26 protein-coding genes and 1 pseudogene are annotated in these 22,754 nt (G+C 40.3%); 17 read left to right on the top strand and 10 right to left on the bottom strand.

What is annotated here, in order from left to right:
- Positions 1-52: 52 nt before the first annotated feature.
- Complete coding sequence (locus IPM95_01570; protein MBK9328006.1) at positions 53-1,327, top strand: metallophosphoesterase; 1,275 nt, start codon at positions 53-55, stop codon at positions 1,325-1,327.
- 47 nt (positions 1,328-1,374) lie between these two features.
- On the opposite strand, the gene IPM95_01575 is transcribed toward IPM95_01570, so the two are convergent.
- A complete protein-coding gene (locus IPM95_01575) occupies positions 1,375-1,932 on the bottom strand; it encodes a hypothetical protein (protein MBK9328007.1) in 558 nt (185 codons plus the stop codon).
- A gap of 642 nt (positions 1,933-2,574) precedes the next feature.
- Here IPM95_01575 and IPM95_01580 point away from each other — a divergent pair.
- Both IPM95_01580 and IPM95_01585 read left to right on the top strand, forming a co-directional pair.
- Entirely contained in the window at positions 2,575-3,057 is a 483-nt protein-coding gene (locus IPM95_01580; GenBank protein MBK9328008.1) for a hypothetical protein, read from the top strand.
- 108 nt (positions 3,058-3,165) lie between these two features.
- A complete protein-coding gene (locus IPM95_01585) occupies positions 3,166-4,089 on the top strand; it encodes a hypothetical protein (protein MBK9328009.1) in 924 nt (307 codons plus the stop codon).
- A gap of 225 nt (positions 4,090-4,314) precedes the next feature.
- Here the strand turns inward: IPM95_01585 and IPM95_01590 are convergent.
- Both IPM95_01590 and IPM95_01595 read right to left on the bottom strand, forming a co-directional pair.
- Positions 4,315-5,237: pseudogene (locus IPM95_01590) on the bottom strand (SDR family oxidoreductase).
- A 65-nt stretch (positions 5,238-5,302) separates the two neighbouring features.
- Positions 5,303-5,974 carry a phosphoadenylyl-sulfate reductase gene (locus tag IPM95_01595; protein MBK9328010.1) on the bottom strand — a complete coding sequence of 224 codons (672 nt, stop codon included), beginning with the start codon at positions 5,972-5,974 and terminating at the stop codon, positions 5,303-5,305.
- Between the two features lie 186 nt (positions 5,975-6,160).
- Here IPM95_01595 and IPM95_01600 point away from each other — a divergent pair, with 186 nt between their 5' ends.
- From IPM95_01600 to crcB, 11 genes are all read left to right on the top strand, one after another.
- The gene (locus IPM95_01600) at positions 6,161-7,810 is read left to right on the top strand and encodes a hypothetical protein (GenBank protein MBK9328011.1); all 1,650 of its coding nucleotides are present in this window, start codon (positions 6,161-6,163) and stop codon (positions 7,808-7,810) included.
- A gap of 75 nt (positions 7,811-7,885) precedes the next feature.
- Positions 7,886-8,125, top strand: coding sequence for a hypothetical protein (locus IPM95_01605; protein MBK9328012.1), 240 nt, complete (start codon positions 7,886-7,888; stop codon positions 8,123-8,125).
- Positions 8,126-8,278: 153 nt separating this feature from the next.
- Entirely contained in the window at positions 8,279-8,860 is a 582-nt protein-coding gene (locus tag IPM95_01610) for a LemA family protein (protein MBK9328013.1), read from the top strand.
- A gap of 4 nt (positions 8,861-8,864) precedes the next feature.
- Positions 8,865-9,305 (top strand): TPM domain-containing protein, encoded by a 441-nt coding sequence (locus IPM95_01615; GenBank protein ID MBK9328014.1) that lies wholly within the window; start codon positions 8,865-8,867, stop codon positions 9,303-9,305.
- Positions 9,286-10,047, top strand: a complete 762-nt coding sequence (locus tag IPM95_01620) for a TPM domain-containing protein (GenBank protein MBK9328015.1) — start codon at positions 9,286-9,288, stop codon at positions 10,045-10,047. The genes IPM95_01615 and IPM95_01620 overlap by 20 nt, the downstream gene beginning before the upstream one ends.
- 84 nt (positions 10,048-10,131) lie before the next feature.
- Positions 10,132-10,653 (top strand): hypothetical protein, encoded by a 522-nt coding sequence (locus IPM95_01625; protein MBK9328016.1) that lies wholly within the window; start codon positions 10,132-10,134, stop codon positions 10,651-10,653.
- Positions 10,654-10,665: 12 nt separating this feature from the next.
- Positions 10,666-11,199 (top strand): LEA type 2 family protein, encoded by a 534-nt coding sequence (locus IPM95_01630; protein ID MBK9328017.1) that lies wholly within the window; start codon positions 10,666-10,668, stop codon positions 11,197-11,199.
- A 56-nt stretch (positions 11,200-11,255) separates the two neighbouring features.
- Positions 11,256-12,458 carry an oligosaccharide flippase family protein gene (locus IPM95_01635; GenBank protein ID MBK9328018.1) on the top strand — a complete coding sequence of 401 codons (1,203 nt, stop codon included), beginning with the start codon at positions 11,256-11,258 and terminating at the stop codon, positions 12,456-12,458.
- On the top strand, positions 12,455-14,026 hold the full coding sequence (locus tag IPM95_01640) for an asparagine synthase (GenBank protein MBK9328019.1): 1,572 nt from the start codon (positions 12,455-12,457) through the stop codon (positions 14,024-14,026). Before IPM95_01635 ends, IPM95_01640 begins: the two co-directional genes overlap by 4 nt.
- A gap of 43 nt (positions 14,027-14,069) precedes the next feature.
- Positions 14,070-14,777 carry a phosphopeptide-binding protein gene (locus IPM95_01645; protein MBK9328020.1) on the top strand — a complete coding sequence of 236 codons (708 nt, stop codon included), beginning with the start codon at positions 14,070-14,072 and terminating at the stop codon, positions 14,775-14,777.
- 2 nt (positions 14,778-14,779) lie between these two features.
- Positions 14,780-15,166, top strand: coding sequence for a fluoride efflux transporter CrcB (gene crcB / locus IPM95_01650; GenBank protein MBK9328021.1), 387 nt, complete (start codon positions 14,780-14,782; stop codon positions 15,164-15,166).
- A gap of 17 nt (positions 15,167-15,183) precedes the next feature.
- On the opposite strand, the gene aroQ is transcribed toward crcB, so the two are convergent.
- Positions 15,184-15,600, bottom strand: coding sequence for a type II 3-dehydroquinate dehydratase (gene aroQ, locus IPM95_01655; GenBank protein ID MBK9328022.1), 417 nt, complete (start codon positions 15,598-15,600; stop codon positions 15,184-15,186).
- 102 nt (positions 15,601-15,702) lie between these two features.
- Between aroQ and xerD the strand changes: the two genes are divergently transcribed.
- Together xerD and IPM95_01665 are read left to right on the top strand one after the other, a co-directional pair.
- Entirely contained in the window at positions 15,703-16,614 is a 912-nt protein-coding gene (gene xerD, locus IPM95_01660; GenBank protein MBK9328023.1) for a site-specific tyrosine recombinase XerD, read from the top strand.
- A 65-nt stretch (positions 16,615-16,679) separates the two neighbouring features.
- Positions 16,680-17,654, top strand: coding sequence for a YitT family protein (locus tag IPM95_01665; protein ID MBK9328024.1), 975 nt, complete (start codon positions 16,680-16,682; stop codon positions 17,652-17,654).
- Here IPM95_01665 and IPM95_01670 read toward each other — a convergent pair.
- The gene (locus IPM95_01670) at positions 17,651-18,589 is read right to left on the bottom strand and encodes an alpha/beta hydrolase (protein MBK9328025.1); all 939 of its coding nucleotides are present in this window, start codon (positions 18,587-18,589) and stop codon (positions 17,651-17,653) included. The two genes, IPM95_01665 and IPM95_01670, sit on opposite strands and share 4 nt — an antisense overlap.
- Positions 18,590-18,726: 137 nt before the next feature.
- On the opposite strand from IPM95_01670, the gene IPM95_01675 reads away from it, so the two are divergent.
- Positions 18,727-19,029: a hypothetical protein gene (locus tag IPM95_01675; GenBank protein ID MBK9328026.1), complete on the top strand. Its 303-nt coding sequence runs from the start codon at positions 18,727-18,729 to the stop codon at positions 19,027-19,029.
- A gap of 95 nt (positions 19,030-19,124) precedes the next feature.
- On the opposite strand, the gene IPM95_01680 is transcribed toward IPM95_01675, so the two are convergent.
- The 5 genes from IPM95_01680 to recF all read right to left on the bottom strand — a co-directional run bounded on the left by IPM95_01680 (position 19,125) and on the right by recF (position 22,729).
- A complete protein-coding gene (locus IPM95_01680) occupies positions 19,125-19,886 on the bottom strand; it encodes an alpha/beta fold hydrolase (GenBank protein ID MBK9328027.1) in 762 nt (253 codons plus the stop codon).
- A 27-nt stretch (positions 19,887-19,913) separates the two neighbouring features.
- Positions 19,914-20,828, bottom strand: a complete 915-nt coding sequence (locus IPM95_01685) for a DUF58 domain-containing protein (GenBank protein ID MBK9328028.1) — start codon at positions 20,826-20,828, stop codon at positions 19,914-19,916.
- A 74-nt stretch (positions 20,829-20,902) separates the two neighbouring features.
- Positions 20,903-21,223: a thioredoxin gene (gene trxA, locus IPM95_01690; protein ID MBK9328029.1), complete on the bottom strand. Its 321-nt coding sequence runs from the start codon at positions 21,221-21,223 to the stop codon at positions 20,903-20,905.
- Between the two features lie 113 nt (positions 21,224-21,336).
- Positions 21,337-21,609, bottom strand: a complete 273-nt coding sequence (locus tag IPM95_01695) for a DUF721 domain-containing protein (protein MBK9328030.1) — start codon at positions 21,607-21,609, stop codon at positions 21,337-21,339.
- A gap of 19 nt (positions 21,610-21,628) precedes the next feature.
- Entirely contained in the window at positions 21,629-22,729 is a 1,101-nt protein-coding gene (recF, locus tag IPM95_01700) for a DNA replication and repair protein RecF (GenBank protein MBK9328031.1), read from the bottom strand.
- Between the last annotated feature and the right edge of the window lie 25 nt (positions 22,730-22,754).

Raw genomic sequence — 22,754 nt, forward strand, 5'->3', positions numbered from 1 at the left:
TAAATTCGCACTCAATTTACAACATATATCACGTTTCCTTGTTGAATTTTTTATGAATAATCGATTTAACCCCGCCTGGATGCTTTTGCCGCTGCTCATCACGATAACAGTGGACATTTATGTATTTCAGTCTCTCAAAACATCCTTCTCCGTTTCAAAACCTGCTACCCAACGCATTGCCTATATCATCTACTGGACATTGTCATCCATTACCTACATCGCACTGGCCATCCTGATCACGAAAGGGTTTACCAACTGGCACGGATGGAGTAAGATTTTTATTATGGGCATTGCACAGGCAGTATTTGTAGGCAAACTGCTCATCATACCATTCCTGCTTGTTGACGACATACTGCGTTTATTTCGCTATGCATTCAATTTATTTGGACCCACTACCGCCTCAGATGTGCAGGCTAACGGCATATCCCGCCTGCAGTTTTTCAGTCGTGTGGGTTTAATGGTCGGATCCGCCACATTCGGTGCCTTCTTTTACGGAATTGTCCGGGGTGCGTATAACTATCAGAAAAGAAATGTAAAATTACCCATACCTAACTTGCCGGACGAATGGAAAGACATTAAGATTGTCCAGATATCCGATTTACATGTCGGTAGTTTTGCCGATAAATCCGCCATTGAAAAAATCGTAAAACTGGTGAATGATGAAGCAGCCGATTTCGTTTTTTTTACCGGGGATTTGGTCAATTATGCTGCAAGGGAAGTCAAACCCTATATTTCCATCCTCAAAAATGTAAAAGCAAAAATCAAGGTTTATTCCATCCTGGGTAATCATGATTACGGCATGTATGTAAAATGGGATACGGATAAGATGATGAAGGATAATTTCAACGAACTGCTTCGTATCCAACGGGAAGAGTTAGGCTGGGATCTGCTGATGGATGAAAACAGAATACTGGAAAGAAACGGAAAGAAGTTAGCTATCATTGGCGTTCAGTATATCGGCCATACGCTGAGGTTTGGCTCCTTCGGAAATTTACAAAAAGCTTATTCGGGTGCTGAAAATGCCGATATTCAGCTGCTTCTGTCTCACGATCCATCCCACTGGGATAAAGAAATTTCACAACTTTCTCGCTATAAAAATATCCATGTCACTTTCAGCGGCCATACGCATGGTTTTCAGTTTGGGGTGGAAATTCCTACATTGAATATCAAATGGAGTCCGTCAAAATTTGTCTATCCGCATTGGGCTGGCTTATACAAAAGTGTGCAGCAACATCTGTATGTCAACCGCGGTGTTGGCTTTCTGGGATACCCGGGCCGGCTGGGTATATCGCCCGAGATAACGGTTTTCCAACTAGAGAGTGCATAAAAAAAGCTGAACTTTCTGTCAGCCTTTAAAAAATTTCTCATTTCTGTTCATTGGGGAGAATCGGAAACCGATTTCAAAGTCAAGTCATACTCCGCCGTCGTATATTCATCATAATCCTTATATAAACCGAGATACGCGTCTTTATTTATGTTTAATTCTTTAAACGTCATTACCGTACAAACGTTATTCACATCATGAGTGACCGTTAAGATTGTTTTCCGTTCTATACTCGATAAATACTGGTTTTTGGAAATTTCTTTCCATTGCATCTTTTTGTCATTTAAAATAACTTCCAACTGTTTTTTAGAGCATGGGTCGCAATTGGGCAGGATAACCTGGTCAAAATCACATTTTTTCATCTTATTGTTAAATGTTAATTTCCGGATTATCGTTTTTGGACCAGTTACGGAAAGTACCAGTGTATCATTTATTTTATAGGAATTAAATTGGAAACCGCTTGCGATATTCTCTTCATCTGAAGCAACATTCAGGTGATGCTTCATTGCATCCTGTTCTGCTCCTGTTCCAACAAACGAAAACAGCACCTGGGCTTTCATATAATTGGACAGTGAAAGGAGAAGGATTAAATAAATGGTCTTTTTCATAGAAATGCATTTTAATATCCAAATCAGTTTAAAAAAGAAGCCGGCCGGAAACAGCCGGGTTCTAAATTGACAGAGGAGATTTTTTACAATGCAGCCAGGGAATTTATGCTCTTAGTCTCAGCATCTGTCGGGTTTTGTGTTGCTAAATCAAGGATTTGGGTTTTTATGCTCCCGGACTTAGGTTTTGGGTTTCTTCTGTTAGATTTCAGGTCAGGTTTTTCGTTTTAGACTAAGAGTTGGGGGCTTTTATGTTCCTAGACTGGGTTACATTAAGACCTCCCAACTCCGTCGTCTGTGATAATTGTCAACATAGCCAATGGTTTTAATTGATTCATTATCAAAAAAATACGTTTCTCTCTCAATTGGGTTTTTATATTTCTTAGTATGTTGATAATCATCTTAGTGCTTTTTGTATCTATCGGGAAATGAATCATACCTGCCTGCGCCCTTTTTTTAATATCCAAACAAGTACAATTCATTTCTCGCTGTTTGATGATGTAAAGGTATATCAGACAAAGGCGGGCGCAAAAGGCATTTTTGTTATCAATGTGACATTCTTATTTCCACCATTGTGGAAATTTAATAACAAATTTATTCGCATTAAAGGACAATCTTAGTAGTAATATATAATACAAATAAGCTATGGAGAATCTGAAAGAGCTGGTACAAATCATCAATAAACGCAAATTGAGCCAGATAGAGGTATTTGATAAGTCATTAATCAGCAGGAAAGATACCTTATTTGCGAAGTTTTACGACGGCATTGCCAATGGTGAAATCCACTCGGATGAAGATGCGTTGAATTATCTATACCAGTCTTCCGGTGAAGCCGCAACCTACAGGAAGTTAAAATCCCGTTTTAAAAACAGGCTGCTGAATACGCTTTACTTCATTGACATCAACAATGCTGCTGAAAGCGACAGCAGTAAGAAAGCCTACTTTGACTGTGTCAACCGATTATATCTGAGCAACATCTTATTGCGGTATGCGGAAAACAGAAATGCCTCGATCCAACTGATCATAGAAGCTTACGGTACTGCCAAGAAGAATAACTTCTTTGATATGCTGAAGGAATATTCCTACAAGCTGCTGGTACACTACGGAATGACCGGCGATGAAAAATGATACAGCGAGGAATATGCTGCCTATCAGCTTTATGCCAAGGAATATGAACTGGAACAGAAAGCCCAGATAATATACACCGGTGTAGTCCTCGCGGCACATTACATAAAAATGAACCGGAAAGAGAAGGAAGAGCGCATAAAGGAACATACTGAAGAGATCAAAGCACTGGTAAAAGAATCCAAATCGCTGGTTGTTTACTTTATCTACATCCGAACGCAGCTGTTTTATTTTGAAATATTGGGTAATAATACCAAAATGAATGAAGTCTGTGACGAGTTCCTGGCTGATTACAAAAAATACTCCTCCTCTATCCTGGCGGAAAACTATCTGAATACCATTTACATCTATAAACTAAAATCTCTGTTCGACCTGCGAAAGGATGAACAGGCGCTGTCACTCATTTATGCGCTGCTGCCGGCCGCAAAGGGTGTAAGCTATCTGGCGGTGAAAGAATTTGAGATAAAAATCCTGCTGAATCAGAAACAAACGGAACAGTCAAAACAGATCATCCATCAGATTCACTCCACGGCACAATATAAAAATGCAAATTCCGTACTGAAAGAAAGATGGGTGATTTACAACGCATATGCAGAGTTCCTCGAAAATTATATCAAAAACGGAAATTACAAATTCAGCCTGTCCAAGTTTTCCAATGAGATACCAAACGCCACCCACGACAAATCGGGATTTAACTTAGCCGCCAGAATCGCTTCCATCCTGTTTTATATCGGACGAAATGACCTGGATAATGCGATGCAGCAAATTGAAACGTTGAGAGTTTATCAAACCAGATACCTGAAAGAAGACTCCGATTCCAGAAGTAATTTGTTTATCAAGCTGCTTTCCATTATGGAAAAGAAAAGTTTTAATTATAAAGAACTGAACAAACAAAAGGAATACATGGCGCTGAAAGAAAACTACAGCCATCAGATCATGCATGAAAGTGAAATCGTATTTTACGACATCCTGTGGGAGATATTGCTGGATATATTAAAGATAAACGACCAGCGGATATTGGGGATTATAAACTAGGGGTAACAAAAAAACGGGTAAGCTTTGCACTTACCCGTCAGACCCTAAAGTCTAGAAACATAAAAACCCTGGGACAAAAATAATACGCAGGAATTAAAATCCAAATTTTTTGAATTATTTTTTTCTATTAACATTTGATTAATAAGTAATAAATGTGGATAACTCAATGTGCATAAATACCCATAACAGGCAAAAAAATAACAGAAGAATATAATCAATTATTAATCAATGGAATGCAAACTGATTAATCATGGTGAATAAATCGTCCTTAAAATTGGAAGCCTCCCGTGGGAGGTATTTATAAATCTTACAATCCTCTTCGACGGCAATATTTCTCAGTTGCAGGTGCTGGTTGATGAACTGCATCTCCAATTCTGGAAATAAATCCTTGAAAGCCAATGCTATATCCATCACCGACTTGTTAAAATCCACCAGATTATAGACGCCGGATGGTACATTCAGGAACGGAATCTGCGTAATGTATTTGGCAGCCTTATCCACATCTATAAATGAACGGATTTGCTGACCATCGCCATGTATAGAAATCTTTTTAAGGAAATTAGCTTCAAAGGCAAACCGGTTGATGACTGCGTCAAAGCGCATGGATTGATTAAATCCGTATACATTTCCCAGACGGACAATCTGTACATCTGATTTTTTCATCAGCCTTTCCACAAACGCCTCTCCTCTCATTTTGGAAATACCGTAATTGGTCCGTGGATTTAGTTTGGTGCTTTCAGTAATCAGCTTCCCTTTGCCGGATGAACCGTAAACGGACAAACTGCTCACATGAATGAACTTTTTATATCGCTTTCTTCAACGGCATAAGTAAGTTCTGCCGTACCCCAGTGATTGATTTGCTCATACAGGTGCGGATCCGCATCTGCGTATGGGGATGCGATTTTGGCAGCCAGATTGAAAACCACATCCACTCCCTGAAGCTCTTTCTTCAGTTTGCGCGTGTCCAGTATATCCCCCTGTACAAAACGTATATTATCACCGCCGATGCAGGTACACAGGAAAAAATTGTATCCGCCCTTGCTTAGGTTGTCGTACACGACAATTTCTTTAACCTTTGGAATCTTTACCAGTTTCTTCACCAGTTCCGTTCCAATATAGCCTGCACCTCCTGTTATTAATACTTTCATTCAATTTATCCTATATGTAGTCTGATTTACACTGTTCATCAAACTCTTGTTACTTGATTCTATCATTATTGGATTAACTCCGTATGCAACCCGCATTCCGTTTTATTTAAACCGAACCAACGCGCCATACGCTCGTCTCCCATCTGGGAGGCATCAATCTTTCTCGTGCAGGGTTCACATCCAATACTGGTATAGCCTTCGGCATCCAGCGGATGATGCGGGATATTATGCTCTTTAATGTATGCCCAGATCATCTGTCTGGTCCAGTGCAGCATCGGATGATAACGCATCGCTCCCTGCGGCGTCTGCTGCTCTTCTTTCATCTTTGCCCGGTTCGCATTCTGGTCAGCCCTGACTCCGTTAATCCAGATATCATGGGAACGCAGGATGGGTTCCATCGGTGCAACCTTATTTAAATGACAGCAGAAATCAGGGTCAGAGGTGAACAACAAACGCCCGTTTTCATCTTTCTGCATATTTCTCGGCGTGGATGATTTTACGTCCGTCACATTTATCCTGAATGAAGCGGCAATCTCATCCCTGTATTCTATGGTTTGCGGAAACAGATATCCTGTATTCAGAAAATATACGGGAATGGAATTATCAATAACAGAGATTATATGAAGCATCGGTATGGAATGCGTCTGAAAAGAAGAACCTGCAAACATGGATTTGCCCTCTTTACGGTACGTTTCAATCTTTTTTCGAATATTGTCTATTTCTGCCTCAAATGTCATAGAATAAAAATAAAACCTTAAAATGCATACTTAAGATAGATTGACATTAATAAATCATTAGAAAATCAGCTGCCTGTAACTTACAATCGGATTTGGCAATAATAAACTGTCCTATACCATTATCTGTAAACGGTTTTAGTATATTTGAGTACCACTCTCTTAAGAAGGTACAACACATTTTCCAGCATGAATGTATTAATCGCAGGATTCAATCGGATGAAATTTTACATGACGGCACTATTTATGTTTATGTATGCCGTAACGGCTTTTGCACAGAGCGCTTTCATGACTCAGCATTTTAGAAGCAACGAACCTAAACCCAGGAATGATTTTCTAAAACAATTCCCTTATCAAAAATACCTTAAAAACGTATCCTTTAGCGACATAAAGCAATTAGAAGCAGACAGACTCTTTTTAAATCACACGTTAAACGGCGGAGATGATTTTTTATATCAGCTGTGTGATTACAATAACGGGAGTTATCCTGTTACTGCTGAAAATATAGAAAGAAAGATAACTATTGGGGAAAAATACCTGGATTATAAAAATACCGGAGATTCAACTGAAATCTATTCCGTTATAGGTTATTTTATTCTGGGTCAGGTGGCAAAGAAATTAGAATACGGCATACAGAACACGACCTTTGATGTCAGAGACCCTGAAAACAAAAAACTTATATCCAGGCTTTCCGACCGAAAGGTATTCATCTGTACCGTACCCGGAAACCTGACAAAGGCAATTGTCAATTTCAGGAAAGGTAATTTTAAATATGTCTTTCTCAGAACCTATGTAAACTTAGAAGATTATTTTTATATGTATTATGAAAAACTGGGCGATGCATTTTGGTTTTTGATGTTGTTTATTTTATTTTTCACTTCATATCTCATTTGGGCTGGTGGAAAAAAAACAGTTTACGGAATTCTGATTTTAATTATTTTATTGATTGCACATATTTTTATAAGAAGAGAATATGAAAAACCGGATTTATCCATTTTAGAGAATCCCGCACTCACTCAGAGACTAATAAAAAAATACTTTTACACAAACAATACACCGGCAGTTCGGACTTACGGACTCATAACAACCGATGGAAAAACGATAGGTGAAAGCATATGGCTTACCCGAAAAGATTCATTACAGGAATATATCGATGCACATTACTTTGCAGCGGGCGACATTGTGTCAAAGCATGAACGACAAAAGAAGGATGAATCTCTGATAATAGTGTCATCAGGCGGATTTAATAATATTCTGGAACAGCCTGATGGATTCACGGTAGAAGGTGGAGCCATTATAAACACCGTTATATCTCCGTACAGACATGGTCTGGTGATGCTCAGTGACGGCGGAATAAATGTGCTGAATCTTAAAAATTCTCATTTTACAATACCCTCCGGCCAACCAATAAGCAACCCATTAACAACCGTAAAAGGATACGCTGAGATGGTAAAGTGGGCAAAGAAAGCAAAAGCTACCGTTTTCCAAACGCAACTATTATGTTATCAGGATTCATTATTAATAACCATTGAAAAGGCAAAAAGAGAACTCAGGGAGAGAAGACTGTTAGCTATCTGTACCGACAAGAAAAGCAATACGAACTATTATGTGATTTTTAATATAAGAAACCCATGCTATCTGGCTGAGATTACAATGGAAATATTCTCTGTATTATCCCGCAATAATACTGAAATTAAGGCTATTTTAAATCTCGACACGGGAAGTTACGATATACTGGAGTTGTATGATGAAAGCGGCCATGTAATCGATGCCATTAAAGGGACGGTTGATATTAGTAAAGCCATTAACCTGATCTCTTTTACTAAAAAGTTAAAATAACATTCAGAAAAAATGCTGATTTTAAATATTTTTTATACATTTGAGTAATTATTAATAAACCAAAAATCAATGTTTATGAAAAAAATGACTTTTTTAGCTTTTGCGGCTATGATTCTATTAGGATCCGTTTCATGTAAAAAAGATTATACGTGTGAATGCAAAAATCCAACAACAGGTGCTGTAACTTCAAGTTTTAAGATTTTAAGATCAATTTTGGGAGTAGCTGTTCCAAGAGATGCAGCAGTTGCAGAATGCGATTTGGAAGACAATCTGTCTGTTACCGGCACAGAAGAACAAGACTGTTCTTTGAAATAACAATAAAATTAAAAATTGCAAGGAAAAGAGCAACTGTATTTGTTGCTCTTTTTTTTATTACATATATCTAAAGCATACATTCCCCTTGAAAATTTTCAACTAAATGGAACTAAAAGCAACAATTATTGATTATATTTATTCAAACAAAAAATCATGAAAAAGCAGTTTATTTATCTATTTGTACTTATTATCAGTTCTTTTTTTCTGCAGAGTTGCTCCTATAACAGCATAGTTTCCTACGATGAAGGCGTAAAGAAGGCCTGGGCGGATGTGGAAGCAGCCTATCAGCGCAGGGCCTACCTGATCGGTAATTTGGTAGAGACGGTGAAAGGAGAAGCGAAATTTGAGAAAGAGACATTGATTGCCGTTGTGGAAGCCCGTTCAAAAGCTACCTCCATCCAGTTGAAGGCGGAAGACATCACCCCGGAAAATATGGCTAAATTCCAGGAAGCGCAGTCACAGCTCAGCGGCGCCCTGTCCAGATTGCTGGCAGTTGCCGAACAATACCCGACACTGAAAGCCACAGAGGCATTCAGCGAACTGATGAATCAGTTGGAACGAACGGAAAACAGAATCAATGTTGCCCGCAGGGATTACAATGCCGCCGTTCAGAATTACAATACGCAAATCCGTACTTTCCCTTCCAACATTACGGCCATGATCTTTAAGTTCAAGGAAAAAGAACCGTTCAAAGCAGATCCGGGAGCAGAAAAAGCGCCGAAAGTTCAATTCTAAATCAATGGCATCTGCAAAAACATTTTTATCGGATGTTGAAAAAGACACGGTGGTTGCCGCTATCCGTGAGGCAGAATTGCATACCAGCGGCGAAATACGCGTTCATATTGATGACCGCTGCGACCAGGATGCCTACGACAGAGCATTGAAAGTTTTTCAATCCCTGAAAATGTATAAGACGCCTTTCAGGAATGGCGTTTTACTCTACATTGCCGTAAAAGATAAAAAATTTGCCATCATTGGTGATGAAGCGATACACCAAAAGGTCCATCCTGATTTTTGGGATGTTGTATTGGGCAACCTGAGAGAAGATTTCTCCAGCCAACACTTCATGGAAGGCATAATGAAATGTGTCCAGACAATAGGAATTACCTTAAGTACCCACTTTCCGGATATCGATCAATTAGACAGAAACGATTTACCAAATGACCTCTCCTTTGAATAAGATACTGGCAATTATACTGCTGACATTGCATTTTTTTGCAGGAGGTCAGACGTTGGATAAAGAAGGTATTCCGGACATCCCCACCCCCTTCCGGCTGGTGAATGATTTCGCCTCCATGCTAAGTAATGAAAACAGGGATGCACTGGAAACAAAATTACTGGCGTACAATGACTCCACCTCTACGCAGATTTACATCGTCTGTGTTGAAACGATTGGCGATTACAGTATTGAAGATTTTGCCCTGCGATTGGGAAGGAAATGGGGTATCGGTCAAAAAGATAAGAATAACGGAGTCCTGATTTTAGTATCCAAAAACGACCGCAAGGTGGACATTGAAATAGGATACGGACTGGAAAGTTATGTAACGGATTATGACAGCAAACATATTATTGATGAATTGATTGTTCCTGCATTTAAACAGAACAACTATTACAGAGGACTGGAGGATGCCTCAAACCGTCTTATCGAACTCATGCAGGGCACTTTTCAATCATCTGAACATACCGGCACAGATGCTATACCGCCCTGGGCCTATATCCTGATTATTGTCTTTATCGTATTTATCGCTTATATCATATCCAGTGGGAAATCGAGTGTATCAGTCAGCGGCGGCGGCTGGACCTGGAATTCGGGAGGTGGCAGTTCCTGGAGCGGTGGCGGCAGTTCCTGGGGCGGCGGCGGCGGATTTAGCGGCGGTGGCGGCGGCAGTTTCGGCGGCGGAGGAAGTTCCGGAAGCTGGTAAAAGTGTTTTCTAAAAAAAGATTAAAAAAATAAACTATTGAAGCCGATTGAATACTTTTACAAAAATAAATCAGAATCGGATGCCATGAAAAAAAAATTGCTGCTGCTGTTCACCGCCTTCACCCTATTCTCTTGCAAACAGGAAAAGAAAAGTATAGAATTTAATAAATTGGCGAATTTAGACTTAGGGAATTTGTCTAAAGAAAATGCCAAAGCAAGAGGGCTTGCCGTATTTTTTAATCACAGTGAAGAATCCTATACACTGAAAGATGTGGTGCTGGATTTAACCATAGACGGAAAAGATGTTGGAACAATTGTATCCAAATCGGGTAAATCCATTCACCCACGTTCTGAGTTTTCCATTCCGTTTCAGTACACTTATTCCACGGCACCTTTTGCAGAAGAAGGACATGACCCTTCCAGTTCGTATGCCGTTCAGTTTATTGGCACGATTACTGTAAAAGATAAGGATGGTAATCTGATTGAAAAACCCGTGAAATTTGCTGAAACCTATGAATACCTTACAAAAAAAGAGAAAAAAAAGGAAACCAGGGAGGAACGTAAGGAGGAAAGACGCAAACGAAGGGAAGAAAGGAAAGCCCAATAAATCGTATAGCAAATGAAATGGCTGTTTGTACTGATTAATTTTTCCCTGCTTCCGTTCCTGCTTCATGCTGATGAAACGGAAGAACCCTATCTGGTCAAAACCAAAGACTTTCATGTCAGCCACTTTTCACTCAGACAGGTGGAATTGGGTATAACAGCCGTCATTTATAATCCTTATAAGGCCAAAGTAAAACTGGATGAAATACTGATAGACGTCTTTATTGACGATAAAAAACTGGGAACCATACTGGAGGCTGCGGATGTGGTGAAAATCAACAAACAAAGTGCTTTTGACCTGCCTTTGAAAATAAATGTAAACACTGCATCTACCCTGTCCAAATTCTTTACTCAGGGCGCCAGGTTGCTGATTCCCGGCAAAAGCATCAAGGTGGATTATAAAGGCTATGTAAAAGTAAAAGCGCTCGGTTTCATTCCGATAAAAGTCAAAATCAATCAAAGTGAACTATTCACCATCAAGGATATTATCGGCAGCGGCGATCAAAGCCCGAAAAAATCAGCACCATCTCCGGCAGAAAAGAATCATTAGACAAATTTGAAGGATTAAGCGGCGCTCTTATTTCTTAAAATTGTAACTTAGCACAGATGAATAAAGCATCTTCCGGCAATTCGATTCTCAAACATTTCTCCATTCTGTTCCTGGGATTGCTCGCCGTGCAGATCATCAATTTCCTGTTTTCTTTAGTTTTACCCAAATTCTTTACGCCCTATGATTTTGCGGAATTCGGCATATTTACGTCCATCCTTTTCATTCTGATAGAGGTAACAAACGCTAAATTAGACATTGCGGTCATGCTGCCCGCAGAAATAGAAGACTCTGAGAAAATCATCAATGCCTCTTTCACCGTTACCTGTCTGTTCTTTGTCGCACTGCTGTTGATCTGCATTCCACTCGCAGTGCTGTACTATACTATCTACATCCTGCTTCCATTTGCCGTTCTGGCATATGGGATACATCAGCCCATATTGGTTTATCTGAATAAAAAAAGTGATTACGCTTCCATCAATCTTTTCCGGCTGCTGCAGGTCATCGTTACGATATTGTTTACACTTCTGATTGCATTTCTTAAAATACCGCACGCCCTGGTCTATGGTTTTCTGATTGGAATCACAACCGCCAGCATTTTTCTGCTGAGGTACTACCGCCCAGTATTTGATTTAAGCGAATTAAAAGAAATATGGAAAGAATACGGCCAGTTTCCAAAGTACGGAACCTGGTCATCCTTGCTGAATAATGTTTCACGAAACAGCATCCCCATACTGCTGACATATTTCTTTTCAAAAAATATGGTCGGTTTTTACTCTTATGCGACCCGTTTGCTGAATGCTCCTACAGGCATGTACAAGTCTGCCCTTGGACAGGTATACTTCAAGATTGCCAGCAACTTAGACAATAAAGAGCTGAAGAAAGAGACCTTGCGAATCCTGCTCTACACTTTCTTACTGGGCCTTATTCCTTCATTGATTATTTTATTTTACGGTCAACAGCTATTTTTATTTTTATTCAGCAGTGAATGGGCAACTGCCGGAAAAATCAGCCAGTACCTGATCTTATGGTACTTTTTAAATGTCATCACCTCTCCTGTTTCGTCCTTAATTGATATCAAAAACAAGCTGCAGTTTGAACTGAAATTTAATGCTGTTATGTTCATTGTAAGAATTCTATCCATTGTTACCGGCGGATATTTAAATGATTTTTACATATCCATGGCATTATATTCCATAACAGGGGTTATTCTGAATTTTTACCTGATTTACTACATACGCTATAAATTACTGGCTGAATGATTTCTACAAGACTGACATACCAACTCTATTATTCATGGACACATACTGAAAGAGTTCATGTGATTGGCTGCGCCTGGTTTAACGAGACGTTATATAAAGGGCAGGCATTAGCCAGCTATTTTTCAGACATCACCGGTGAAACTGATTTTATTCAGAGAATAAACGTTTTAAGCGGACACTTTTCAGTTGTTGTAGAAACAGATGGGCATATCTACCTGGCTGTTGACATTATCCGCACTTTCCCGCTTTTTATAACAGAAGACAATAAACATATCACCATTTCCGATGAAGTACACTTTAAAGGGGATTGGAATACCGCCGAAACAGCCGCATTTAAAAAGGTTTACTGTACCCTTGAAAACAACACACTCCTCAGTGACACCCGGCAGCTGCAAGCAGGTGAATACGCTGTCATTGACTCAAAAGAACATGCTGTGCGGATAAAGAACCATTTCAGGCATTCGTCTGACGAAAATAAAATCTGCAGGAATAACGAATTAGAAGCCTGCGAAAAGACTTTAGTAAACCGTATCATTCAATACGCCGGCAACAGAACCATTTTCATACCGCTTTCCGGCGGTTATGACTCCAGATATCTGTTGGCGCTGCTTAAAAAGAATAATTGCACTAATGTGAAATGCTTTATCTATGGCAGAAAAGACAGTACAGATACCATCATTGCAAAGAAAGTCGCTGCAATTCTGGATATAGAATGGTATTTCATCGAATACACCAATGAATTATTAAATGAATATTTTTCCGATGAATGGGCAACATACTCCGATATGAATCACCATTACTCTTCCCTGCCGCATGAACAGGATTTCTTTGCCCTGCACTATTTGAAAAAACATCATCTGCTGCCTCAAAATGCTGTTGTCATGAATGGATTCTGTCAGGATATCATCGCTGGCAGTTTCCTGGAACCTGCTTCATCCGTCAACGTATCCTCGCACATAGAATATAAGCACGATCTGAAAGTCGAAACGCCTGCTTATGATGACAGCTGGAACGGCTATCAGGAATGGCTTGTTAAAAACAGGCTGTCTAAATTTATTGTCAATTCCATGAGAGTGTATGAGTACTTCGGACTGGATTTTTATCTGCCGTTTTGGGATAAAGACTGGGTGGACTACTGGTATTCATTATCCTATAAGGACAAACTGAACCAGTCATCTTATATCAGCTATTTGTTCAGCGGTATCTTTAAAGAATATGGAATTGACATCCCGAAAAGTGACTCTGTTCACAAGCGCAAAAGCATCTATTACCTGAGAAAAACAATCAAATCTATTCTTCCTGAAAAGATAACGCGCTTTATCCAGCAAATAAACAGCCGCAATATCCAAAACGATCCCAATAACTCCCATTACCTTTACGAAGAGCTTTACAAGCGCCTGAAGAACAAGCCGGCCTGCAAAGACTTTAGGATTAATAACATTCATGCACATTATTTTCTCGAAAAAATGGAAGAAAAAAGCGGAACTTTAAGAAAAATATGTCATGCGAAAATCCTACTTCCTCCTTGTCCCGTTTTTGTTGGTTGCAGTATTTATTGCCTGCAATAAGAAGTCATCCAGTTCTATAAGCACTACCGAAAAAACAGCCCAATTGAAAACATACGTTAAAGACGGTATCACACTTACCGAATTATATTCACCGGAACAATTTGAAGATGCCACCCTCGAGCAATCCTATCTGTCATCTATGGAAGATCTGGATGCCAATAAGATTGTCCTGGATTATAAAGCAGCCAACTACGAATTCGGAAAACAAAGCTCCAAAGCAGGTGTAAAATCCTGTGCGAATGCTGCCGGCGGACAACACGTACACTGCATCATTGACAACCAGCCTTATCTGGCATTATACAAGAACGTCGACACCGTCAGCACGAAAACGGATGGACAGCATATCATGCTATCGTTCCTGTCGCGTTCCTATCATGAAAGTATCAAGAATAGAAAGGCCTATGTGCTGACATCCGTCATCACTGGCAAGTCACGTTATGTTGCCCGTTATGCCGCACCCGACCTGACAAAACCAATGCTGTTTTTCAGCCGTCCGAAAGGAGAATACAAAGGCCCGGAAACAGATGCCGTATTATTGGATTTCTATATCGTGAACTGCGATTTATCAGATAACGGGTATAAGGTAAAGGCAGAAATCAACGGAAACGAATTTATACTGACCAAATGGGCGGGATATTTTATGGAAGGACTGCCAATGGGTGAAAACACCATTAAACTGACCCTGCTCGACAGCAAAGGCAATGCAGTTGACAACGGTATAGAAAGAAAGATTACGCTTAAAAAAGAATAAGCATGCTGAAGCAAATTCTACTTGTTGGTATTGGTGGCGGAACAGGCAGCATATTCCGCTACCTGACTTCTGTTCTCACCGCCAGATATTATTCCAGTGTATTTCCGATGGCCACATTTACCGCGAATTTGATTGGATGCCTTTTAATCGGATTGTTTATAGGATACATTGACAGAAACCATACACTAAGCCCCGACTACCGGTTTCTTCTGGTTACGGGATTTTGCGGCGGATATACGACCTTCTCCTCTTTTGCCCTGGAAAATTTCAACCTTTTCCATTCGCACAATTATTTTACACTGGCAGCATATATTTTACTCAGCATCCTGCTGGGATACCTTGCAGTTGTGTTCGGTATGCACATAAGTAAGACGGTTGCTTTGGGATAAAACTGCTTTCATAAAAGTTATACAAAATACTTCAAAGCAAGCTCATAGCTTTTCAGGCCAAATCCAACAATGACACCTTTGGATACAGGAGAGATATAAGAATGATGCCGGAAAGATTCTCTGGCGAATGTGTTGCTGATATGCACTTCAATTACCGGAGATTTGATGGCACGGATGGCATCCGCAATGGCAATGGACGTATGGCTATAACCGGCTGCATTTAGTATAATGCCATCATGGGTGAAGCCGACTTCATGTAATTTGGTAATCAACTCACCTTCCACATTACTTTGAAAATATTCAATATCCAGCTGAGCGTATTTTGGTTTCATTTCTGCTAAGAATTGTTCAAAAGTTTCAGAACCATAAACAGATGGCTCACGTTTACCTAACAAATTCAGGTTGGGTCCGTTTAGGATGATAATTTTCTTCATACTATTATTGTATAATAAAGTTACTTATTTCATTGCAAAGTACGATATGTTTTTTAAAGTTTCCAATGCGTAAAAATTCTTGTATCTTGTCAAAATGAACGTATGTCCGGCTGGAAACATTATATAAAGAATTTTGAATCCTATCTGAAAATTGAAAGGTCCTTATCTGCCAACTCAGTGGAAGCCTATCTGCACGATGTTGCATTGCTTCAGCAATATCTGGATATTGAAAGAAAATCAGCGGCACCGGATGACTTAAAGCTGGATGATTTAGAACATTTCATTGCCCATTTACATGATTTAGGTCTGAGTGACAGAAGTCAGGCGCGTATCATCTCGGGTTTGAAGGCGTTTTACAAATACCTGATTACTGACGATTATATCAAAGAGGACCCTACCGCTTTACTGGAAGGGCCGAAATTGGCTAAAAAACTGCCGGACACCTTGTCTTTTGCAGAAATAGAACAGCTTATCGGTGCTTTGGATTTGAGCAAGGACGAAAATGTGCGCAACAAAGCGATGCTCGAAACCTTATACAGCAGCGGACTTCGGGTGACAGAACTGATCAACTTACGCATATCGCATATCTACAAAGACGTGGGATTTATCCGTGTGATCGGAAAAGGCAACAAAGAGCGGCTGGTGCCTATCGGCAGTGAAGCTTTGAAAAATATTGACATCTACAGGGAACATGTCCGGAGAAAATTACCTCAATACCCAAAATATTCAGACATATTATTTCTTAACAAAAGGGGAACTCCCATATCCAGAGTGATGGTATTTTTAGTGATTAAAAAACTGGCGCAAAAAACAGGTTTAAACAAAAACATATCCCCGCACACCTTCCGGCATTCCTTCGCCACACATCTTATCGAAGGCGGCGCTGATTTACGGGCAGTACAGCAGATGTTGGGACATTCATCCATAACCACTACTGAAATCTACACCCACTTAGACCAGCAATACCTGCGAGAGTCGCTATCGTTACACCATCCGAGGTTTCGAAAACATTAAGACATCAAATTGAATTTGAATTTGTATCAAAAATATCGTATTTTAATAAACATCAAAATTTAATTATGAATCCGATACTGACAAAGGTAATTGCCAATACTCTATTACACCGAAACAGGAAAAGTCAAGCGAATGACCCTAAAAATCTTCCTGAAGACGAAATAGAGGATTTTATTATTTCCCTGAAAAGGATCTTAAAAGATATTGCATTTATCCTGTTCGGCATCTTCTCCGCAGCTTTTGGGTTGAAAGGATTCCTATTACCCAATAATTTCATAGATGGCGGAGCAACAGGCATTTCATTACTGATAACTGAGTTAACGGATGCACCTATCTCCATCTTAATAATTGCGGTCAATATCCCTTTCATCCTACTGGGAGTGCGCGTAATCAATAAAAATTTTGCCTTCAAGACAACACTATCTGTTATCGGGCTTTCCATCGTGCTGGCAACCGTACCATTCCCTGAAATCACCCACGACAAGCTGCTGATTTCCATTTTTGGCGGCTTCTTTTTAGGAGCTGGCATCGGGTTGGCCATCAGGGGCGGCTCCGTAATTGATGGAACGGAAGTGCTGGCTATTTTCTTAAGCAGAAAATTAGGAGTCACCATTGGTGATGTCATACTTGTCTTTAATGTTATTATTTTTTCGTTTGCCGCCTATTTCCTATCCATCGAGACGGCCATGTATGCCATGCTGACTTATTTATCCGCCTCCAAGACGGTTGATTTCGTGGTGGAAGGTATCGAAGAGTATTTTGGGGTAACCATCATTTCGCCCAATTCATCGGAAATTCAGGCAATGATCAGAAACGTATTGAAGCGCGGCTATACCATCTATGTACAAAAAAAAGGCACCGGCAAAACAGGCGAAAAAAATATACAAAGCGAGGTGGTGTACACCGTCATCACGCGACTGGAAATGGGTAAACTGTACAGTGAATTGGAAAAAATAGACAAAGACGCCTTCATCATCACCCAAAGTGTAAAAGATATAAAAGGTGGCATGGTCAAGAAACGTCCACTCGGCGACCACTAATGCTGAAAGAAATCCAGCACATCCCGTTTTACTTCCAGTGGTTTTTCCATCATAGGTACATGGCCGCAGGAGTCGTACACGATCAGGCGGCTGCCTTTTATATCTTCGTGGAAACGATCGGCATATTTCGGCGAAACTATCTTGTCCTGTTTTCCCCAAACAATTAGTGTGGGACAGGTAATCCTTTTAATTAAACTCTGGTCCAGGTATTTCGCAGAGGAAGCCATCCGCATGATATGCGGAAGATTGCCTTCCCTGTTCCAAAGTTCATTCACTCTCGTCAATCGTTCCGGTGTCAGCAGGGATTTATCATAGAAAACCCTGCTGATTCCTCTTTTTGTCATAAACACCGGAATACCATTTTTCAATAATAATTTGACCAGGCCGTATTTAAACACCTTCGCATTGGCTGATTTGATCACTTCTTTCATATCATAGCCGGCGCTGTTGAACAATACCAGTTTTTTTACTTTACCCGGATGTTCCACTGTAAGATTCCATGCCATCAATCCACCTAAAGAATTGCCGATTACATAAAATGAATCAAGGTGCAGGGTATCCATGAGAAAATTAAAATACTCTCCATAGATTTTAATAAAGTCTGGGTCTTCTTCCTTTATGTCAGGAAAATCAGACAATCCGAAACCCGGCAAATCCACCCGAATGACTCTGTATTCCGGATTGATCAATGAATCCAGCAGAACAAAATCACGGTTGTTGCCGCCAAATCCATGTATCATCAAAACAGGAAATCCACTTCCCGCTTCCGTATAGTGAATTTCAGTCCCGTTCCAATTCAGGAAATGCGAATTGGATACTTTGTATTTCTCTTTGACGTAGGATTTAGATAAGGTCAAATCTTTTCTGCCAATGGCAACATACAGAAACAGCACTAATACGGCAGCAATGAGAATGAGTAAAATTTTCTTAACCATGCCGTAAAGGTACAAATTTTCAATTTTAATAACCATTTACTCATCCGTTGCTCCATTTACTCAGCTATCGGACCGTGATCCGTTGAAATGGTCAATCTTTACAACATCAAAAAACAAACCACTAAAAAATTAAAACTATGAAAACAGGAACTTTAAATTGCACAACGTTCTCGCATGAGATGAACCGTGCAGCAGCCGGCAATGAAACAAAAACAACCCCCGGATTTTTAAAAGCGTTAAAAGTGCCTTCAACATTATTTCTCTTGCTGGGAGTAATACTGCTGGGTACAAGCTCCTGCAGCAGAAGCATGAGCAGCGGATGCGGAACCTGGCCAACCGTAAACAAGGGCAAATACCCCTACCAGCAAAGCAGCACCAGCAACTGGACCTTAAAAACAAAAAACAATAAACAATTCGCAAACTACAAAGGGTATAATTAATGGTAATTATCGGCTTCGGGTTAAGTATCTCTATTCACAGAGAGTTGTCGATAAACATTTGCGTGTTGAACCCCGGCCGAAGCCGGGGTTTATTTTTATAAAATGGACTGAAGCGGTGATAAAAACCCTTGCGGGTTTTCCGCATGCACCCAGTGTCCGGCGTTAGGTACCGATATCAACACGGCTTTGGGGAAAAATTGCAGACACTCCTTCCAGTTGGTTTCATTGATATAATCCGAAGTATCGCCTTTAATAAAATATGCAGATTTATCGGAGACACCGGAATTAGCCGGGAACAGCATTAGATTCCTGTAATTTTTAATTAGCGCTTCCAAATTACATTTCCAGCTTAACTGTCCGTTTTCACTGCGGCTCAGGTTTTTCAATACAAATTGACGCTCACCAAAATCAGGAATCCTTTTCTCTAAAAACACGTCTATCCCTTTACGGTCAGTAGTGGCATGCAAAGGTGCTTCAGCCATAGCAAACAGAATGGACTCGTGCCCACCTTTATAGTAGACAGGTGCGATATCGACAATTACTAATTTATCTACCAAATCCGGATGATTCAATGCGAGCACCATAGCTACCTTTCCGCCCATGGAATGGCCGATAAATGAGGCTTTAGAAATATATTGCTGCTGACAAAATTCCATTATATCGTTTGCCAGCACTCCATAACTCATCTCTTCCGCATGTGGCGAACGCCCGTGATTGCGCTGGTCGATAATAAATACCTGATACTTTTCTGCCAGCATTTTTGCTATAGATTGCCAGTTATCCAGCGAACCCAGCAATCCGTGCAATATGATAACTGCGGGTCCCTTATCACCGAATTTCTTGTAGTTTAGCTGCATGCTGAGGTGCCTTTTAAACAGATGATGTTAAATCATCTTGCTTCGTTTGACCAGATAAGATGTCAGAATTGATTTGTATCCCTCGTTTATATCCGCTTCCACCAGGTCAATCTTGTATTGTGCGCATTTGAGTTTCAGGTTGGCCTTGCGTTGCGTCATCTTTTCAATATAAAGACCTTTCACCTGATTGGGCTGCAGTTTCAGCTCCTCACCCGTTTCCATATCCACGAATTTGTACGGGCGGTTTTCAAAATTGAACTCAATTTCTTTCGCTTTATCCACTACATGAAACAAGACCACTTCGTGCCTGCAGTGTTTGAGATGCTGCAAGGCGAGAAAAATTTCATTCTCATCCAGACTGTCGAGCATGTCGCTGAATACCATCACCATGGAGCGCTTGTGTATAGAATCCGCCACCTGATGCAGGCATTTCGCCGCCGATGTAGATTGCCGGATGGAGGCATTGGATAACAACTTGTACAATTCATTCATCAGCAGCTGATGATGCAAGGCATTGGTCTTCGCACCGGTTTGCACGTTGATTTCCTTATCAAATATGGTTATTCCAACCGCATCCCGCTGCTTTTTCATCATGTACATCAATGCCGCAGCAGACAGACAGGAAAACTCTATTTTGTTGAGTGTTCCTTTCTCTCTTTCCATCGGAAAATACATAGAGGAAGAGGCATCAATGACTATCTGGCACCGGAGGTTGGTTTCCTCTTCAAATTTCTTGGTGTATAATTTTTCCGTTCGGGCAAAAACCTTCCAGTCAATATCCTTGATAGAGTCGCCGACGTTGTGCAAACGATGTTCGGCAAACTCTACCGAAAATCCGTGGTAAGGACTTTTGTGCAATCCGATGATAAAACCTTCCACCACCTGCCGGGCAAGCAGGTCGAGCTGGTCAAATTGAAAGAAATCCTGTTGTTGAATGGACATAACTGGCAGAAAAATAAGAATAAAAAGGCCGTAAGTAAAAAAAAATTACTTACGGCCTGAACATATAACGTTATTTAAGCGATGGCGGCATCCAGTTTTTTCTTCAGGTCGCCTTTGGAGGCTACACCGACATGTTTGTCTATCAACTGTCCATCTTTGAAAAACAGTAAGGTTGGAATGCTCATGATGCCGTATTGTGCAGCCACATCGCGGTTCTCATCTACATTCAGTTTGCCGATGGTAGCCTTGCCATCATATTCTTTGGACAATTCTTCCACTACCGGGCCGATTAGGCGGCACGGGCCGCACCATTCTGCCCAAAAATCAATTAAAGCCACCCCTTTGGTGTCCAGTACTTTCTCTTTAAAGTTATCGTTTGTGATTTCTACTGCCATTTTAGTTGTATTTATAAGTTATAACAATTCTGTTGTAATTGAGTTCCAAAATTAAACAAAGTCAGTCAATATTTTTGATAAGATTTTCTGATACGTTTATAAGTACCCTCTATCTATCTGATGATTAATTCCCTGATCAGATTTTCCTCCAGACGCTGGTTCATGCTCGTGATAATCTTTTCTCTTGCCATAAACAATTCCTGCTTCAGTACGGATGATTCCAGATAGACGAACAACTTCCCCTGTTTATAAAAGATACGTGTGGTATGGTTGGTGATATAACTGCCCATCAACTCGTGCCAGTGCTTGCGTACCTTCATTTCGTCCATCTTATTGCCGATACGCATTTCGTGAATCATATCCTGCAATACGTCCTTTAAGGTCAAAAATCTGCTGTTTCTGTAATTAGCCAAGCCGTATTATTTTAAATTCCTGAATACCATGTTCCTCCAATAATTCCATGATGACCGCTTCATTGGTATCCGTGATAAACACCTGTCCGAAACAATCGCTGTTCAGCAGTTCAAAAATCCTGCGGATACGATTGGAGTCCAATTTATCAAAAATATCGTCCAATAACAACAAAGGATACAATTGTTTTTGCGTCTTCAGCAATTCATACTGCGCCAGCTTGAGAGAAAGCAGAAAGGTTTTCTGCTGCCCCTGGGAACCTGTCTTTTTCACCGGATACCCATTCAGCTCAAACCGTAAATCATCGGTATGGATTCCTTTGGTCGTGCGCTGGGCATTCCTGTCTTGTTGCAATGACTCTAGTATAACCTGCTCATAACCATTTTCTAATAAGTCAGATTCATAAGTGATACTTACATGCTCCTGTCCGTCAAAGATCTGCCTATAGGCTGCCTGAAAAAGCGGGAGAAACTGTTCCAGAAATGATTTCCGGTATACAACAATCAGCTTGCCGCATGCAATCAACTGCCCGTTATATACGTCCAGCAGGTTTTTGTCAAATGTCCGGTTCTCATAAAAGGACTTCAGCAGGGCATTGCGTTGCGCCAAAATCTTGTTGTATGAAATCAGATTGGTTAAATATTCCGGTGAAAACTGGGCAATCGTAGCATCCATGAACTTTCTGCGTTGTTCGCTGCTTCCCAGAATCAGCTGATTATCATCCGGGGTGATAATGACACAGGGAAATTTTCCGACAAACTCCGCCTGTTTCTCCATTTTGGCTTTATTCAGAAAAACCTCTTTTTTTTCATGCTTTAAGTATTTTATCTCAAGTAATTGATTATCTGTATCTAATAAAATACTGGATTCTATCCGGAAGAAAGCGCTGTCAAAATTCGTCGCCATGATATCCGTGGAAGTCAGGTAGCTTTTGGTAAGGCAGGTGTAATAGACAGCATCCAACAGGTTGGTTTTCCCTACCCCGTTATTACCTACAATAAGATTCAGGTTTTCGGAAAACTCAAACATACCGAATGTATAATTCTTATAATTGGATAGCTTGATCTGGCGGATATGCAGCGGCTTCACAGACATCGTCCAAATATACAGCCAAAAAGGG

This window comes from Sphingobacteriales bacterium (assembly GCA_016719635.1).
In the GTDB taxonomy this organism is placed as follows: Bacteria; Bacteroidota; Bacteroidia; order Chitinophagales; family JADIYW01; genus JADJSS01.

Excerpts from the sequence above, each read along its gene's own strand:
- IPM95_01620 (MBK9328015.1), top strand. The coding sequence starts at position 9,286 with ATGACCTCTCCTTTGAATAAGATACTGGCAATTATACTGCTGACATTG.
- xerD (MBK9328023.1), top strand. The coding sequence starts at position 15,703 with ATGTCCGGCTGGAAACATTATATAAAGAATTTTGAATCCTATCTGAAA.
- IPM95_01680 (MBK9328027.1), bottom strand. The coding sequence starts at position 19,886 with ATGCAGCTAAACTACAAGAAATTCGGTGATAAGGGACCCGCAGTTATC.
- IPM95_01610 (MBK9328013.1), top strand. The coding sequence starts at position 8,279 with ATGAAAAAGCAGTTTATTTATCTATTTGTACTTATTATCAGTTCTTTT.
- IPM95_01640 (MBK9328019.1), top strand. The coding sequence starts at position 12,455 with ATGATTTCTACAAGACTGACATACCAACTCTATTATTCATGGACACAT.
- recF (MBK9328031.1), bottom strand. The coding sequence starts at position 22,729 with ATGTCTGTGAAGCCGCTGCATATCCGCCAGATCAAGCTATCCAATTAT.
- trxA (MBK9328029.1), bottom strand. The coding sequence starts at position 21,223 with ATGGCAGTAGAAATCACAAACGATAACTTTAAAGAGAAAGTACTGGAC.
- IPM95_01665 (MBK9328024.1), top strand. The coding sequence starts at position 16,680 with ATGAATCCGATACTGACAAAGGTAATTGCCAATACTCTATTACACCGA.
- crcB (MBK9328021.1), top strand. The coding sequence starts at position 14,780 with ATGCTGAAGCAAATTCTACTTGTTGGTATTGGTGGCGGAACAGGCAGC.
- IPM95_01675 (MBK9328026.1), top strand. The coding sequence starts at position 18,727 with ATGAAAACAGGAACTTTAAATTGCACAACGTTCTCGCATGAGATGAAC.
- aroQ (MBK9328022.1), bottom strand. The coding sequence starts at position 15,600 with ATGAAGAAAATTATCATCCTAAACGGACCCAACCTGAATTTGTTAGGT.
- IPM95_01630 (MBK9328017.1), top strand. The coding sequence starts at position 10,666 with ATGAAATGGCTGTTTGTACTGATTAATTTTTCCCTGCTTCCGTTCCTG.
- IPM95_01575 (MBK9328007.1), bottom strand. The coding sequence starts at position 1,932 with ATGAAAAAGACCATTTATTTAATCCTTCTCCTTTCACTGTCCAATTAT.
- IPM95_01585 (MBK9328009.1), top strand. The coding sequence starts at position 3,166 with ATGAACCGGAAAGAGAAGGAAGAGCGCATAAAGGAACATACTGAAGAG.
- IPM95_01625 (MBK9328016.1), top strand. The coding sequence starts at position 10,132 with ATGAAAAAAAAATTGCTGCTGCTGTTCACCGCCTTCACCCTATTCTCT.
- IPM95_01605 (MBK9328012.1), top strand. The coding sequence starts at position 7,886 with ATGAAAAAAATGACTTTTTTAGCTTTTGCGGCTATGATTCTATTAGGA.
- IPM95_01635 (MBK9328018.1), top strand. The coding sequence starts at position 11,256 with ATGAATAAAGCATCTTCCGGCAATTCGATTCTCAAACATTTCTCCATT.
- IPM95_01570 (MBK9328006.1), top strand. The coding sequence starts at position 53 with ATGAATAATCGATTTAACCCCGCCTGGATGCTTTTGCCGCTGCTCATC.
- IPM95_01615 (MBK9328014.1), top strand. The coding sequence starts at position 8,865 with ATGGCATCTGCAAAAACATTTTTATCGGATGTTGAAAAAGACACGGTG.
- IPM95_01670 (MBK9328025.1), bottom strand. The coding sequence starts at position 18,589 with ATGGTTAAGAAAATTTTACTCATTCTCATTGCTGCCGTATTAGTGCTG.
- IPM95_01600 (MBK9328011.1), top strand. The coding sequence starts at position 6,161 with ATGAATGTATTAATCGCAGGATTCAATCGGATGAAATTTTACATGACG.
- IPM95_01685 (MBK9328028.1), bottom strand. The coding sequence starts at position 20,828 with ATGTCCATTCAACAACAGGATTTCTTTCAATTTGACCAGCTCGACCTG.
- IPM95_01595 (MBK9328010.1), bottom strand. The coding sequence starts at position 5,974 with ATGACATTTGAGGCAGAAATAGACAATATTCGAAAAAAGATTGAAACG.
- IPM95_01580 (MBK9328008.1), top strand. The coding sequence starts at position 2,575 with ATGGAGAATCTGAAAGAGCTGGTACAAATCATCAATAAACGCAAATTG.